The 13,614-nt window shown below is 60.0% G+C and carries 14 protein-coding genes; 12 read left to right on the top strand and 2 right to left on the bottom strand.

The annotated features are described in order from the left end of the window. Window positions 1-100: 100 nt before the first annotated feature. From Q1W40_RS02675 to Q1W40_RS02660, 4 genes are all read left to right on the top strand, one after another. Complete coding sequence (locus Q1W40_RS02675) at window positions 101-1,672, top strand: Re/Si-specific NAD(P)(+) transhydrogenase subunit alpha (protein ID WP_300708600.1); 1,572 nt, start codon at window positions 101-103, stop codon at window positions 1,670-1,672. 17 nt (window positions 1,673-1,689) lie between these two features. Beyond that, window positions 1,690-3,108 (top strand): Re/Si-specific NAD(P)(+) transhydrogenase subunit beta, encoded by a 1,419-nt coding sequence (gene pntB / locus Q1W40_RS02670; RefSeq protein ID WP_300708598.1) that lies wholly within the window; start codon window positions 1,690-1,692, stop codon window positions 3,106-3,108. 80 nt (window positions 3,109-3,188) lie between these two features. Continuing rightward, the gene (locus Q1W40_RS02665; RefSeq protein ID WP_300708596.1) at window positions 3,189-4,874 is read left to right on the top strand and encodes a long-chain-fatty-acid--CoA ligase; all 1,686 of its coding nucleotides are present in this window, start codon (window positions 3,189-3,191) and stop codon (window positions 4,872-4,874) included. A 90-nt stretch (window positions 4,875-4,964) separates the two neighbouring features. Then, window positions 4,965-5,717 carry a 5'-methylthioadenosine/adenosylhomocysteine nucleosidase gene (locus Q1W40_RS02660; protein WP_300708594.1) on the top strand — a complete coding sequence of 251 codons (753 nt, stop codon included), beginning with the start codon at window positions 4,965-4,967 and terminating at the stop codon, window positions 5,715-5,717. Between the two features lie 151 nt (window positions 5,718-5,868). On the opposite strand, the gene corA is transcribed toward Q1W40_RS02660, so the two are convergent. After that, window positions 5,869-6,855, bottom strand: a complete 987-nt coding sequence (corA, locus tag Q1W40_RS02655; RefSeq protein ID WP_108324056.1) for a magnesium/cobalt transporter CorA — start codon at window positions 6,853-6,855, stop codon at window positions 5,869-5,871. Window positions 6,856-7,116: 261 nt separating this feature from the next. On the opposite strand from corA, the gene Q1W40_RS02650 reads away from it, so the two are divergent. The 4 genes from Q1W40_RS02650 to hprK all read left to right on the top strand — a co-directional run bounded on the left by Q1W40_RS02650 (window position 7,117) and on the right by hprK (window position 10,461). After that, on the top strand, window positions 7,117-8,331 hold the full coding sequence (locus Q1W40_RS02650) for an MFS transporter (RefSeq protein ID WP_300708592.1): 1,215 nt from the start codon (window positions 7,117-7,119) through the stop codon (window positions 8,329-8,331). Window positions 8,332-8,539: 208 nt separating this feature from the next. After that, window positions 8,540-8,869, top strand: coding sequence for a ribosome-associated translation inhibitor RaiA (gene raiA / locus Q1W40_RS02645; protein WP_108324058.1), 330 nt, complete (start codon window positions 8,540-8,542; stop codon window positions 8,867-8,869). A 156-nt stretch (window positions 8,870-9,025) separates the two neighbouring features. Next, on the top strand, window positions 9,026-9,493 hold the full coding sequence (locus Q1W40_RS02640; RefSeq protein ID WP_300708590.1) for a PTS sugar transporter subunit IIA: 468 nt from the start codon (window positions 9,026-9,028) through the stop codon (window positions 9,491-9,493). A 26-nt stretch (window positions 9,494-9,519) separates the two neighbouring features. After that, on the top strand, window positions 9,520-10,461 hold the full coding sequence (hprK, locus tag Q1W40_RS02635; protein WP_300708588.1) for an HPr(Ser) kinase/phosphatase: 942 nt from the start codon (window positions 9,520-9,522) through the stop codon (window positions 10,459-10,461). A gap of 14 nt (window positions 10,462-10,475) precedes the next feature. On the opposite strand, the gene fur is transcribed toward hprK, so the two are convergent. Further along, window positions 10,476-10,904: a ferric iron uptake transcriptional regulator gene (gene fur / locus Q1W40_RS02630; protein ID WP_300708586.1), complete on the bottom strand. Its 429-nt coding sequence runs from the start codon at window positions 10,902-10,904 to the stop codon at window positions 10,476-10,478. Window positions 10,905-10,987: 83 nt separating this feature from the next. Here fur and Q1W40_RS02625 point away from each other — a divergent pair, with 83 nt between their 5' ends. From Q1W40_RS02625 to Q1W40_RS02610, 4 genes are read left to right on the top strand one after another with little or no spacing between them, the layout of a single operon-like run. After that, window positions 10,988-11,527: an outer membrane protein assembly factor BamE gene (locus tag Q1W40_RS02625; RefSeq protein WP_300708584.1), complete on the top strand. Its 540-nt coding sequence runs from the start codon at window positions 10,988-10,990 to the stop codon at window positions 11,525-11,527. A 45-nt stretch (window positions 11,528-11,572) separates the two neighbouring features. Then, on the top strand, window positions 11,573-12,388 hold the full coding sequence (gene dapB / locus Q1W40_RS02620; protein ID WP_300708582.1) for a 4-hydroxy-tetrahydrodipicolinate reductase: 816 nt from the start codon (window positions 11,573-11,575) through the stop codon (window positions 12,386-12,388). 15 nt (window positions 12,389-12,403) lie between these two features. Next, window positions 12,404-13,048, top strand: coding sequence for a MotA/TolQ/ExbB proton channel family protein (locus Q1W40_RS02615; protein ID WP_300708580.1), 645 nt, complete (start codon window positions 12,404-12,406; stop codon window positions 13,046-13,048). Between the two features lie 3 nt (window positions 13,049-13,051). Then, the gene (locus Q1W40_RS02610) at window positions 13,052-13,480 is read left to right on the top strand and encodes a biopolymer transporter ExbD (protein ID WP_300708578.1); all 429 of its coding nucleotides are present in this window, start codon (window positions 13,052-13,054) and stop codon (window positions 13,478-13,480) included. The last annotated feature ends 134 nt before the right edge of the window (window positions 13,481-13,614 follow it).

The following is a 13,614-nucleotide window of genomic DNA, read 5'->3' as shown; positions in this document are numbered from 1 at the left end:
AAACCCGATCAAGGGTATGTAAGTTACAGTTTATATTCAAGCATCGATTGGCGCGGCAAGCCCCCAGTCCCACGATTTCACAAATATTTGGAGAACAACCATGCGCATAGGCGTGCCCAAAGAGATATATCCCGGTGAAAAACGGGTGGCCACCGTCCCCGATGTGGTGACCAAGCTGGTCAAACTCGGCTTTGAGGTGGTTGTGGAGCAGGGTGCGGGCGAGTTGGCAGACTTGTCAGATGCGGCTTACGTCGATGCCGGTGCCACGATTGCCCCCAACGCTGCGGCGCTGTGGAGCGGCAGCGACATCGTCTTCAAGGTGCGTGCCCCCACCCACGACGAGGTCGCGCTGATGCACGAAGGCCAGACGCTGATTGGCTTCTTGTGGCCCGCCCAAAACCCCGATTTGATGCAGCAGCTCGCGGCCAAAAAGGTCACGGCGCTGTCGATCGACGCCTTGCCCCGCACATTGAGCCGCGCCCAGAAGATGGACGCGTTGACCTCCATGGCTGGCGTCAGTGGCTACCGCGCCGTGGTCGAAGCTGCCAACGCCTTTGGTCGCTTCTTCAACGGCCAAATCACGGCCGCGGGCAAAGTGCCCCCCGCCAAGGTGTTCATCGCCGGTGCCGGTGTGGCCGGTTTGGCCGCCATTGGCGCAGCCGCCAGCTTGGGCGCCATCGTGCGTGCCAACGACACCCGCGCCGAAGTGGCCGACCAGGTGGTCTCGCTGGGCGGTGAGTTCGTCAAGGTGGACTACGAAGAAGAAGGCTCGGGCGGCGGCGGATATGCCAAGGTCATGAGCGAAGGCTTCCAGGCCGCGCAGCGCGAGATGTACGCCAAGCAAGCCCAAGAGTGCGACATCATCATCACCACCGCGTTGATCCCCGGCAAACCCGCGCCCAAGCTGATCACCGCCGAGATGGTGCAAAGCATGAAGCCTGGCAGCGTGATCGTGGACATGGCCGCTGAGCAAGGCGGCAACTGCGAACTGACCGAACCCGGCAAGGCGGTGGTCAAGCACGGTGTGACCATCGTCGGCTACACCGACCTGGCTTCGCGCATGGCGCGCCAGTCGTCCACGCTGTATGGCACCAACTTGTTCCGCTTGACCGAAGAGCTGTGCAAGACCAAGGACGGCGTGATCAACGTCAACATGCAAGACGACGCCATTCGGGGCCTCACGGTCATCAAGGACGGCGAAATCACCTGGCCTGCACCGCCTTTGGTGGTGGCCCCCAAGCCCGCACCCAAACCCGCCGCAGCGCCTGCCGCCAAAAAAGGCCACGGCCACGGCGAGCCATCCGGCCCCATGCCGGTCGGCCAGTTGCTCATCGTGTCGGCGGTCGCTGCTGTGCTGCTGGTGCTGGTCGGGACCTATGCGCCGGCCGCGTTCCTGTCGCACTTCACGGTGTTTGTGTTGGCCTGTTTTGTGGGCTACATGGTGGTCTGGAACGTCAAGCCCGCTTTGCACACCCCGCTCATGAGCGTGACCAACGCGATCAGCTCCATCATCGCCATCGGTGCGCTGGTGCAGATTTCGCCCATGGCCGCAGCCGGACGCCCCAACACGCTGATCGGCATCTTGGCAGCTTTGGCCTTGGTGCTGACGGCCATCAACATGTTTGGCGGCTTTGCCGTCACCCAGCGCATGCTGGCGATGTTCCGAAAATAAGAACAAGGAGACCCTGAATGTCCGCAAGCTTATCCACGGTCGCCTACATCGGCGCAACCATTCTCTTCATCCTCAGCCTGGGCGGTTTGTCCAACCAGGAAACCGCCCGGCGCGGCAACCTCTACGGCATGATCGGCATGAGCCTGGCCGTGTTGGCCACCATCTTTGGCCCGCAAGTCACGGCCGAGGGCATCCCCATGATCGTGGGCTCGGTGTTGGTGGGCGCGCTCATCGGTTTGTACGCAGCGCGCAAAGTGCAGATGACGCAAATGCCCGAGTTGGTGGCGCTCATGCACAGCATGGTCGGCATGGCTGCGGCGCTGGTGGGTTATGCCACTTACGTGGACCCCGAAGCTTCCAAGAATTTGGAAGGCGCAGCGCACGCCATCCACGCGGGTGAAATCTACATCGGTATCTTCATCGGTGCCGTGACTTTCTCAGGCTCTGTGGCGGCGTTTGGCAAGCTGTCCGGTCGCATCGGCGGCAGCCCCTTGTTGCTGCCCGCTCGCCACTGGCTCAACCTGGTGGGTTTGATCGCGGTGATTTACTTCGGTCGTGAGTTCATGAACGCCCAGACGGTGGAAGAGGGCATGGTGCCCTTGTTCATCATGACCGCCATCGCCTTGCTGTTCGGCATCCACATGGTCATGGCCATTGGTGGTGCGGACATGCCTGTGGTGGTGTCTATGCTCAACAGCTATTCCGGTTGGGCCGCAGCGGCCACGGGCTTCATGCTCTCCAATGACTTGTTGATCGTGATCGGTGCCTTGGTTGGCTCCAGTGGCGCGATTTTGTCGTACATCATGTGCAACGCCATGAACCGCAGCTTCATCAGCGTGATTGCCGGTGGCTTTGGCACCACGGCAGCAGCGCCCAAGCCCACGGGCGAAGCGGCCGAGCCGCAAGGTGAAGTCAGCCCCATCTTGGCTGCCGAGACCGCAGAAATGTTGCGCGACGCCAAGAACGTGATCATCGTGCCTGGCTACGGCATGGCTGTGGCGCAGGCCCAGCACACGGTGTTTGAAATCACCAAGACACTGCGCGACAAAGGCGTGAACGTGCGCTTTGGCATTCACCCCGTGGCGGGTCGCATGCCGGGCCACATGAACGTTTTGTTGGCCGAGGCCAAAGTGCCCTACGACATCGTGTTCGAGATGGACGAGCTCAACGACGACTTCCCGGACACGGACGTGGCCATCGTGATCGGTGCCAACGACATCGTGAACCCGGCCGCGCAAGACGATCCGACCAGCCCGATCGCCGGCATGCCGGTGCTCGAAGTCTGGAAGGCCCGCACCAGCATCGTCATGAAGCGTTCCATGGCCAGTGGCTACGCTGGTGTGGACAACCCGCTCTTCTACAAAGACAACAACCGCATGTTGTTTGGCGATGCCAAGAAAATGCTGGACGAGGTGTTGGGGGCCTTGAAGGCTTGAGCCTTCGGGAAATCCAGTAGTTTTGTGAGTCAGTTTGCTGTCAGTTGTGAGATAGACTGACCCTTCAAGGAGAAGCAAAAATGACCACTGACCGCATTTGGTTGAGCAGTTATCCCGAAGGCGTTCCTTCAGACATTGACCCCAGCCAATACAGCTCCCTGGTGGGGCTGATGGAGGAGAGCTTTTCACGCTACGCCGATCGCACGGCTTACAGCTTCATGGGCAAGAGCATCGGCTACGCCCAGACCGATACAGAAAGCCAAGCGCTGGCCGCTTACCTGCAATCGCTGGGGCTGGACAAAGGTGACCGTGTCGCCATCATGATGCCCAATGTGCCGCAATACCCCGTTGCTGTCGCAGCGATTTTGCGTGCGGGTTTTGTGGTCGTGAACGTGAACCCGCTGTACACCCCACGGGAGTTGGAGCATCAACTGAAGGACTCGGGTGCGCGCGCGATCTTCATCATTGAAAATTTCGCGTCGACCCTTGAAAAGTGCATTGCCCAAACGCCTGTGCAGCATGTGGTGTTGGCCTCGATGGGGGATCGCCTGGGTTTGATCAAAGGCGCGCTGGTCAACCACGTGGTGCGCAAAGTCAAAAAGCTGGTGCCTGAGTTTGCCTTGCCCCAAGCGGTTGCTTTCAATCAGGCCCTCTCGCAGGGGCGCAAGATGCCTTGGCGCAAGCCCGAAATTGGGCCCGATGACATTGCCGTGTTGCAGTACACCGGCGGCACCACCGGTGTGTCCAAAGGGGCGGTTCTTCTGCATCGCAATGTGATCGCCAATGTCTTGCAGTCCGAGGCCTGGAACGACCCAGTCATGAAACGTGTACCGGCGAGCGAGCAGCCCACTTCGGTGTGTGCTTTGCCGCTGTACCACATCTTCGCGTTCACGGTGAACATGATGTTGTCCATGCGGACCGGGGGCAAAACCATTTTGATCCCCAATCCCCGCGATTTGCCTGCCGTGCTCAAAGAGCTGTCCAAGCACACCTTTCACAGTTTCCCTGCGGTGAACACCTTGTTCAATGGTTTGGCCAACCATCCTGATTTCAACAAAGTCAACTGGTCGAACCTCAAGGTTTCGGTGGGCGGGGGCATGGCGGTGACGCCCAATGTGGCCAAACTTTGGCTGGAGAAAACCGGTTGCCCGATTTGCGAAGGCTACGGCTTGTCCGAAACCAGTCCGTCGGCCAGTTGCAATCCGCCCTCCAGCACCGAATTCACAGGCACCATCGGTGTGCCGATTCCCAGCACTTGGATGAAGCTCGTTGATGACGAGGGGCAAGATGTGACCGAGGTGGGCAAGCCCGGCGAGATCGCGATCAAAGGCCCGCAAGTCATGGCGGGTTATTGGCAGCGGCCCGATGAGACGGCCAAGGTGATGATGGCCGATGGGTATTTCAAATCGGGTGATGTGGGCATTGTGGATGCTCGGGGTTTTTTCAAAATCGTGGACCGCAAAAAAGACATGATTTTGGTCAGTGGCTTCAACGTTTATCCCAATGAGGTGGAGGAAGTCGCATCGGCTTGCCCCGGCGTTTTGGAGTGCGCGGCCATTGGTGTGGCCGACGAAAAAACCGGCGAAGCTGTCAAGTTGGTGGTGGTTCGCAAAGACCCCTCGTTGACCGAGGCGCAGGTTCTGGCTTATTGCCGCGCCAACATGACCGCCTACAAGCAGCCTCGCATCGTTGAGTTCCGCGACGAGTTGCCCAAAACACCCGTGGGCAAGATATTGCGCCGCGAGCTGCGCAGCCCGTCAACTTGAATGGGCGGTGCGTCAGCACCGGTACACTGGAAAGCGGCTCAAGATGGGCCGCTTTTTTCATGCGATTTGAATTTTGACAATGGAGAACCCATGGCAGTGATCGGCATCATGAGCGCCATGCACGAGGAGTTGGCTGCTGTGCTGGCGGTCATGCCTGATGAGCAATGCGTGCGCGTGGCAGGCCGCGATTTCTGGGTGGGCCACTGGCAGGGTCACGAGGTGGTGGCGGTGTTGTCACGGATTGGCAAAGTGGCGGCTGCCACCACGGCGACGGTCTTGCTGGAGCGCTTCAAGATGGATGCGCTGGTGTTCACCGGTGCCGCCGGCGGATTGTCCGCTGAGGCACAAGTGGGTGATGTGGTTGTGGCCAGTGGCTTTTTGCAACACGACATGGATGCTTCGCCCTTGTTCCCCAAGCACGAGGTGCCTTTGTATGGACGGTCGCGCTTTGACACCGACCCCGCCTTGTCACACGCTTTGGCGGCAGCGGCCGCGCAGGTGTTGTCAGACCCTGCGCGACATCTGGGCGCACAAGCCATCGCCGATTTCCATCTGCACGCGCCACGGGTGCACCAGGGCCTGATCGTCAGTGGTGACCGCTTTGTGTCGACCACAGCCGAAAGTCAGGTTTTGCGGCGCAGTTTGCCCGAGGCTTTGGCGGTTGAGATGGAGGGGGCCGCAGTGGCACAAGTGTGTCTGGACTACGGCATGCCGTTTGCGGCGGTCCGCACGGTTTCAGACCGCGCAGACGACGATGCACACATTGACTTCAACCGCTTCATACGCGACGTGGCCAGCCGCTACAGCTTGGCCATCTTGTCGCAGTGGTTGATGCACAGGTAAAGCCAGAAAAGCGTGCATTCGGGGACGCATTCAAAACGTCAGATCAGCCTAAAGTTTGTTGCAGCAGTCTGGGGGCGGGCGACGACGTTGAGCTTGCGTCTGAGGAGCCCGCCCCCAGACTGCTGCAACAAACGCCCCCACCGAAGGCGTCTTACTTCAACCAGCCCCGACGACGGAAGTACCACATGGGCACCACGGCGCTGGCGGCCATCAAGGCCAGTGCATACGGGTAGCCCCACTTTTGTGACAGCTCGGGCATGTACTGAAAGTTCATGCCGTACAGGCTGGCAATCAGTGTGGGGGGCAGCAAGGCGACGCTGGCCACCGAGAAAATCTTGATGATCTTGTTCTGGTTGATGTTGATGAAACCCACGGTGGCGTCCATCAAGAAGTTGATCTTGTCGAACAAAAACGCCGTGTGCGAGTCCAGCGAGTCGATGTCGCGCAGGATCTGGCGCGCTTCTTCAAACTGCTCGGCGTTGAGCATCTTCGAGCGCATCATGAAGCTCACGGCGCGGCGGGTGTCCATCACGTTGCGGCGGATGCGCCCATTCAAGTCTTCCTGGCGGGCAATCGCGCCCAGCACTTCACCGGCCATGGCATCGGTCACGTCGCCTGACAAAACCTTTTTGCCAGCGGTTTCGAGCTTGTCGTAAATGCCTTCCAGCGTGTCGGCGGAGTATTCGGCGTCGGCATCAAAGAGCTTGAGCAGCACTTCCTTGGCATCTTCCAGCAGGCCCGGTGCGCGGCGCGCACGCAGGCGCAGCAAGCGGAACACCGGTACGTCTTCGTCGTGGATTGAAAACAGCACGCCACGGCTCTTCAGGTCGGCATTGTGCTGGTTCAGGATGAAGGCGCAACGCACGGTGCGTGGCTCGTCCTCGTCGGCGATCAAAAAGTCTGAGCGGATGTGCAACTCGCCATTGTCTTCTTCGTAGAAGCGGGCGGATTCCTCGATGTCCTCGTCCATCGCGTCTTCAGGGATGGACAGGCCGTAATACTGTTTGATCCAGCGCTTTTCGTCGACCGTGGGTGATTCCAGGTCAACCCAAATGGGTTGAAAGCGAGAGAGTTCTTCCAGTGACTCGATCTCTTCTTGAAAGAGACGGCCGTTGGCAAGGGTGAAGATGTTGAGCATGGCGAATCCAAAAAAAGGCCAGTTGCCAAAAGTTCAAAGGGGCGGCGAAGGGGGATGCAGCTTTCGAACGATGGGCGCAATGCTCAAGGCGTCCGAAAGCTACCGACTCGGGGTAGCGTCCACGACAGTGACTCCAAAAAATGAATGGGCGGATTATCGCATTGGCCCTGAGCGTTTGTGTGTCACTGCTGTGAATTCGCGCTGTGAAATAAGCGGCCGAGGCCGGGGTGTTAGATTCAATGGATTCACTCTGACCCCTTCATGACCGCTTCCTTGTCCCCTCGAAGAGAACGCTGGCTGCTGCTGACGCTTGCAGGCATCCAGTTCACCCATATTCTCGACTTCATGATCATGATGCCCTTGGGGCCTCAGTTCACCCGCTTGTTTGACATCAGCAACGCTGAATTCGGCGTGCTGGTCTCGGCCTACACCTTGTCGGCCGGCGCATCGGGTTTGCTGGCGGCCACCTATGTGGACCGGTTCAGCCGCAAGCGCTTGCTGCTGACCATGTACACCCTCTTTGGTTTGGCAACGCTGGCGTGCGGGTTGGCGCCGACCTATGGCTGGTTGATGGTCGCCCGAGTGGCTGCCGGTGTGTTTGGTGGTGTCTTGTCGGCTTTGTCGCAGACCATCGTGGCCGATGTGATTCCGTTCGAGCGGCGCGGCAGGGCCATGGGGGTGGTCATGACCTCGTTTTCAGTCTCTACTGTGGCGGGCGTGCCGCTGGGCCTGTTTTTGGCTGCGCACTTGAGCTGGCACGCGCCCTTCATGGCCATTGCGGCCATGGTGGGCGTGCTGGTGATCGGCGCTTGGCAAACCTTGCCGCGGTTGGATGCCCATTTGCACCACCCCGATCGCGCCAGCGTCTGGCGCAGCATTGGCCAAGTCCTGATCGAGGCCAACCATCTGAAAGCTTTTGCCTTGTCGGCCGCGATGATGTTTGCGGGCTTCACGGTCATCCCTTACATCACCATCTATTTGCAGTCGAATGCGGGCATGCAGCCCGAGCAGGTGCCTTGGGTGTATTTGCTCGGCGGCACGGCCACCTTGCTGACGGCGCGCTTGTTTGGTCGGCTGACTGACCGTGTAGGCAAAGTCAAAATTTTCAAGCGCCTGGCGGTGGCTGTCGCGCTGCCTTTGATGGCCACCACTTTGTCGGCAGGCTTGCCTTTGGCGGGCTTGCTGCTGATCTCGACGGCATTTTTCACCATGATGAGTGGTCGCATGATTCCTGGCATGGCCCTGATTTCATCTGCGGTGGAGCCGCGTTTGCGCGGCACTTTCATGACCCTCAATTCGGCCGTGCAGTCTGCAGCCATGGGGCTGGCAGCCATGGTGGGAGGGGCCATCATTGGCCGTGATGCCCATGGGCAATTGACGAATTACTGGGTGGCAGGGGTGATCGGTGTGGCGGCCAGCTTGGTGTCGGTCTGGCTGGCTGGGCGGGTGCGCTTGCATGGGGCACCGCAGGCGTAAAGCGCGTTTGGGCCTCACCGATTCATCCAGCACGATAACACCGAAATGGCCCTTCGGGCCCAATTTCCCGGGTGTCTAGGTGCATTCCATAGGCCGCATTGCTTTTCCCAAAAGGCGGGCGCATAGTGGGGGCGAACCACACCCCAAAGTGGTTTGTTGCCCCCTTCTGAGGGGCTTTTCCTACCCGGAATCTATGGAGGCCAAGCTTATGAATTTGACAATCAGCGGACACCATCTGGAAGTTACCCCTGCCTTGCGCGAGTATGTGACGGGCAAACTGGACCGCATTACCCGACATTTCGATCAGGTGGTCGATGTGAAAGTGCTGCTGACCGTGGAAAAGCAGAAGGAAAAGGAAAAACGCCAACGCGCTGAATGCAACATCCATGTCAAAGGCAACGACATGTTCGCCGAGAGCGCGCATGAGGACTTGTATGCTGCTGTGGACGACTTGGTCGACAAACTGGACCGGCAGGTGGTCAAGCACAAGGACCGCATCACGGACCACCATCACAGTGCGCCTAAACGCATGATGTGATCCTCTGCGCGATCACTGCAAGTCAGGGCCGCTCGCAGCGGCCCTTTTTCATTCCGGCAAAAGGGCCACGCTGCCCCTAGGGCTGCAGGGCAGTTCCTGGTGCGACAGCCGCTGCCGAACGTTCGGGCTGCGACAGGTGCATAATCCGCCTCGAACATGAATCGTCTCTCATCCATATTGCCTGTTGCCCAAGTTCTTGTCGGGGTGGAAGCCACCAGCAAGAAACGTGCATTTGAAGAAGCCGGACTTCTCTTTGAGAATCTGCATGGCTTATCGCGTGCGTTGGTCACGGACAGTCTCTTCGCCCGTGAGCGCTTGGGTTCTACAGGCTTGGGGCACGGCGTCGCGATTCCGCATGGCCGCATCAAGGGCCTGAAAGCGCCAATGGCCGCCGTTTTCCAGTTGGCGCAGCCGATTGGTTTTGATGCGCCGGATGAGCAGCCGGTCAATTTGCTGATTTTCTTGCTGGTGCCCGAAGCGGCGACCCAAAAGCACCTGGAAATCTTGTCGGAAATCGCCGAGTTGCTGAGCGATAGCCAATTGCGGGAAAACATCAAGGGCAGTGACAGCCAAGAGGGCTTGCACCAACTGATTGCCCAATGGCAGTCCGCCCAAACGGTCTGAGCACAGACCCGTCCTGAGCTGCTGCGATGAAGCCTTCCGTGATCAGTGCCGACGTCCTGTTTGAGGACCACCGCGGCAAGCTCAAGTGGCAGTGGGTGGCGGGCCTTGGCGCTTCTGAGCGCCGGTTCGATGAAGTCGCCGTGCGCGAAGCCCGCTCAGGCGCCGATCTGGTCGGCTATCTCAACTACATCCATCCCTACCGTGTTCAGATTCTGGGGCCTCGCGAAGTGGCCTACCTGAGCAATTCCACGCCAGAAGACTGTGCCCGTCGCATTGCGCGCATCGTGACCCTGGAGCCGCCCGTGTTGGTGCTGGCCGATGGTCAAGTGGCTCCGGACGCCTTGCTGTCCATGTGTGAGCGGGCACAAATCCCGATGTTTGCCACCGAGCAATCTTCGGCTTTCGTGATCGACGTGTTGCGGGCCTATCTGTCCAAACACTTTGCCGACCGCACCACCATGCACGGGGTCTTCATGGACATTCTGGGCATGGGTGTACTGATCACCGGCGAATCGGGTTTGGGCAAAAGCGAGTTGGGGCTGGAGCTGATTTCCCGTGGCAACGGTCTGGTGGCCGACGATGCCGTGGACCTGTACCGCATCAACCAGACCACCATCGAGGGGCGTTGCCCCGATTTGCTGCAGAACCTGCTCGAAGTGCGCGGTATTGGCTTGCTCGATATCCGGGCCATTTTTGGCGAGACAGCGGTGCGCCGCAAGATGCGCCTGAAGTTGATCGTGCACCTGGTGCGCCGCGAAACTTTTGACCGCGATTACGAACGCATGCCTTCGGAGCCGCTCACGCAAGACGTGCTGGGCATCCCGGTGCGCAAGGTGGTGATCCAGGTGGTGGCCGGGCGCAACATCTCGGTGTTGGTGGAGGCGGCCGTGCGCAACACCATCTTGCAGATGCGGGGCATCGACACCTACCAGGACTTCATCGAGCGCCAGCGCCGCGCCATGGAATAAGGGCCGCTGCGCGCTCAGCGCTGGCGGTGAGGGCAGGGGGTGCGCGTGCAGTGTGCGTACAAGCTCAGGGCATGGTCGGCGATCACAAAGCCCTTGGCCTGTGCAACGGCCTGTTGCCGAGACTCGATTTCAGGATCGTAGAACTCTTCCACCCGACCGCAGTCCAGGCACACCACATGGTCGTGGTGCTGGCCTTCATTGAGCTCATAAACCGCTTTGCCACTTTCAAAATGGTTTCGGCTCAAAATCCCCGCTTGCTCGAACTGGGTCAACACCCGGTAAACCGTGGCCAGACCGATGTCGGTGTTCTCAAGCAGCAGGTGACGAAAAACGTCTTCGGCCGTCATGTGCCGTTGTGCGCCACTTTGAAAAACCTCCAGGATTTTCAGTCGGGGCAAGGTGGCTTTGAGGCCGTTGTTTTTCAGTTCGTCGATTTGACTCATGGGGTTTGCTCAGAGGTAAGGCAGACGGAACAAAATTGCTTACAGCCGCTACAATGCCCCGATCATATCGGCCCTCTTCAAACATGACAGCTTCCCTGATTTTCCGCTTCCCGAGCGCCTGGCTTGTTGGTCTCGTTTTGAGCGCTGGCCTGGCGGGCTGCGGCAGTGTCCACCAGGACACTTTCAAGCCCTACGTTCCTGAAGTGGTGCAGGGCAACTTTGTCTCGAAGGAACAGCGTCAGGCGCTTCGTCCGGGCATGGTCAAAGCGCAGGTGCGCGACATCTTGGGCACACCCCTGGTCTCCAGCTTGTTCCATGCCGATCGGTGGGACTATGTCTTCAGCATCAAGCGCCAAGGGGTGCCTGCACAGAGTTTCCGTCTCATGGTCGTTTTCAAGGGGGATGTGCTCGATCAAATCGAAAGTGACCTCTTGCCCAGCGAGTCCGAGTTTGCAGGACGCTTGGTGCGCCCACGTGCGACAGGTCAGCCCCCGAAACTGGAAGCCACAGAGGAAGATTTGAAACGTTTCACTGCGAAAAAGCCGCAGGAGGCCGAAGCACCTCGGCCGGCCTTGGCCCCTTTGCCCAGCAGCTACCCTCCACTGGAGCCTGCGGCCCGTTGAACCAGAAAGGGGCCACGTGCCCCCTTCACCAGCCCTGAAAATCCCATGACCTCCTCGAACACTTTGCCCATTGCCGTGGCCGGCGCCACTGGCCGCATGGGAAACATGCTGATTGAAGCCATTTTGGCTACCGATGATTGCCGCTTGTCCGGCGCTTTGGATATCGCCTCCAGTCCCGCACTGGGCCAGGACGCCTCCGCCTTTTTGGGCCAGGCCAGCGGCGTTGCGGTGCAGTCAGATGTGAAAGCCGGTTTGAAGGATTCGGGCTTCCTGATCGACTTCACCCGTCCCGAAGGCACTTTGGCCCATCTGAAGGTTTGCCGTGAGCTGGGCGTCAAAGCCGTGATCGGCACGACCGGGTTCACCGAAGAACAAAAAGCCGAGATCGCCGAGATCGCCAAAGACATCGCCATCGTCATGGCGCCCAACATGAGCGTGGGCGTGAATGTGACGTTGAAGCTGCTGCAAATGGCGGCGCAAGCCCTGTCCACCGGGTACGACATCGAAATCATCGAAGCCCATCACCGTCACAAGGTGGATGCGCCCTCGGGCACCGCGCTCAAGATGGGCGAAGTGATCGCCGACGCCATTGGCCGCGATTTGAAAGAGTGCGCCGTGTACGAACGTTATGGGCACACCGGCGAACGCGATCCCTCGACCATCGGTTTTTCGACCATCCGCGGCGGCGACATCGTGGGCGACCACACCGTGCTGTTTGCGGGCATTGGTGAGCGCATCGAAGTGACCCACAAGTCCTCCAGCCGCTCGACTTATGCGCAAGGCAGCCTGCGTGCGGTGCGCTACCTGGCCGGCCAGCAGCGCGGCTTGTTCGACATGTTCGATGTGTTGAATTTGCGCTGAGCCTGAGCGGTCACCATGAGTTTGAGTGACTTTTTGCTCCACAGCGATCTTGTCAGCCGTGTGCTGGCGGTCTTGCTGTTGGCCTTGTCGGTCAGCAGCTGGGTGGTGATTGTCTGGAAATGGCGTTTGTTGGCCCGTGTTCAGCGCGACGTGCGCCGCAGTGTGGCCGCATTCTGGCAGGCCCCTGGATTTGACGCTGCCCGACAAGGCGTGGCCCAGTTTGATCGAGATGCCTGCGTTGCGCCCTTGCTGGACGCGACCTTGTTGCCCGTGGGCGGCACCTTGGCCTCGGCCGGTGACCGCCAGAACCAGTTGACCCGTGTTTTGCGCGACGCCTTGCAGGGCGTGGTGCGCCGTTTGCAATGGGGCCAATTGCTGCTGGCCACGGCTGGTTCGATCTCGCCCTTTGTGGGATTGCTCGGCACCGTCTGGGGCATTTTCAATGCCCTGACCGGCATGGCTGAGGCGGGGCAACTGACCATCGACAAGGTCGCAGGGCCCGTGGGCGAAGCCTTGGTCATGACCGCCGCCGGTCTGGCCGTGGCCATTCCGGCCGTGCTGGGCTACAACCTGCTGGGGCGCCGGATCGCCTGGATCGAAGCCGAACTTGAAGGCTTTGCCCACGATGTGCGCGGCCTGCTGGCCGATCCGCAGGACTGAACCATGGCCTTCGGTCGCCTGGCGTCCTCCAAAGCCGATGCGCCCATGAGCGAGATCAACGTCACGCCCATGGTGGACGTGATGCTGGTCTTGCTGGTGATCTTCATCCTCACCGCTCCCCTGATGACCAGCGCCATCCGCTTGGACCTGCCCCAGTCTGAGGGCGGCGAGCCCGGTGCCTCCCCCCAGGCGGTCTCCTTGGTGGTGGACGCCCAAGGCACCGTTTACTTGGCCGACAAGCCCATCACGCCCGAAGCTTTGCGCCTGCGCTTGGCCGAAGCCGCGAAACGCAACCCCAACACCGAGCTGGAACTGCGTGCCGACGAGTCCGTGCCCTACGGCCGCGTGGTCGAAACCATGGGCCTGGCCCAAAAAGCGGGCCTGTCCCGCATCGGCTTCGTCGCCCAGACCCCCTCTACCCCCAAGCGCTGAGCCATCTCCTGCCCAAGTGCAAAGCTGGGCGTGAATACCTTGAGCGCATGAGCCCGAAGGGAGGCAGGCCCGGGCAACGATGTTGAGCCTGCGTCTGAGGCGCCCGGGCCTGCCTCCCTGCGGGCCCCAACGCA

It is taken from the genome of Limnohabitans sp. (assembly GCF_030158565.1).
Classification (GTDB): domain Bacteria; phylum Pseudomonadota; class Gammaproteobacteria; order Burkholderiales; family Burkholderiaceae_C; genus Limnohabitans_A.
This window is presented reverse-complemented; position numbering and strand designations above follow the sequence as displayed.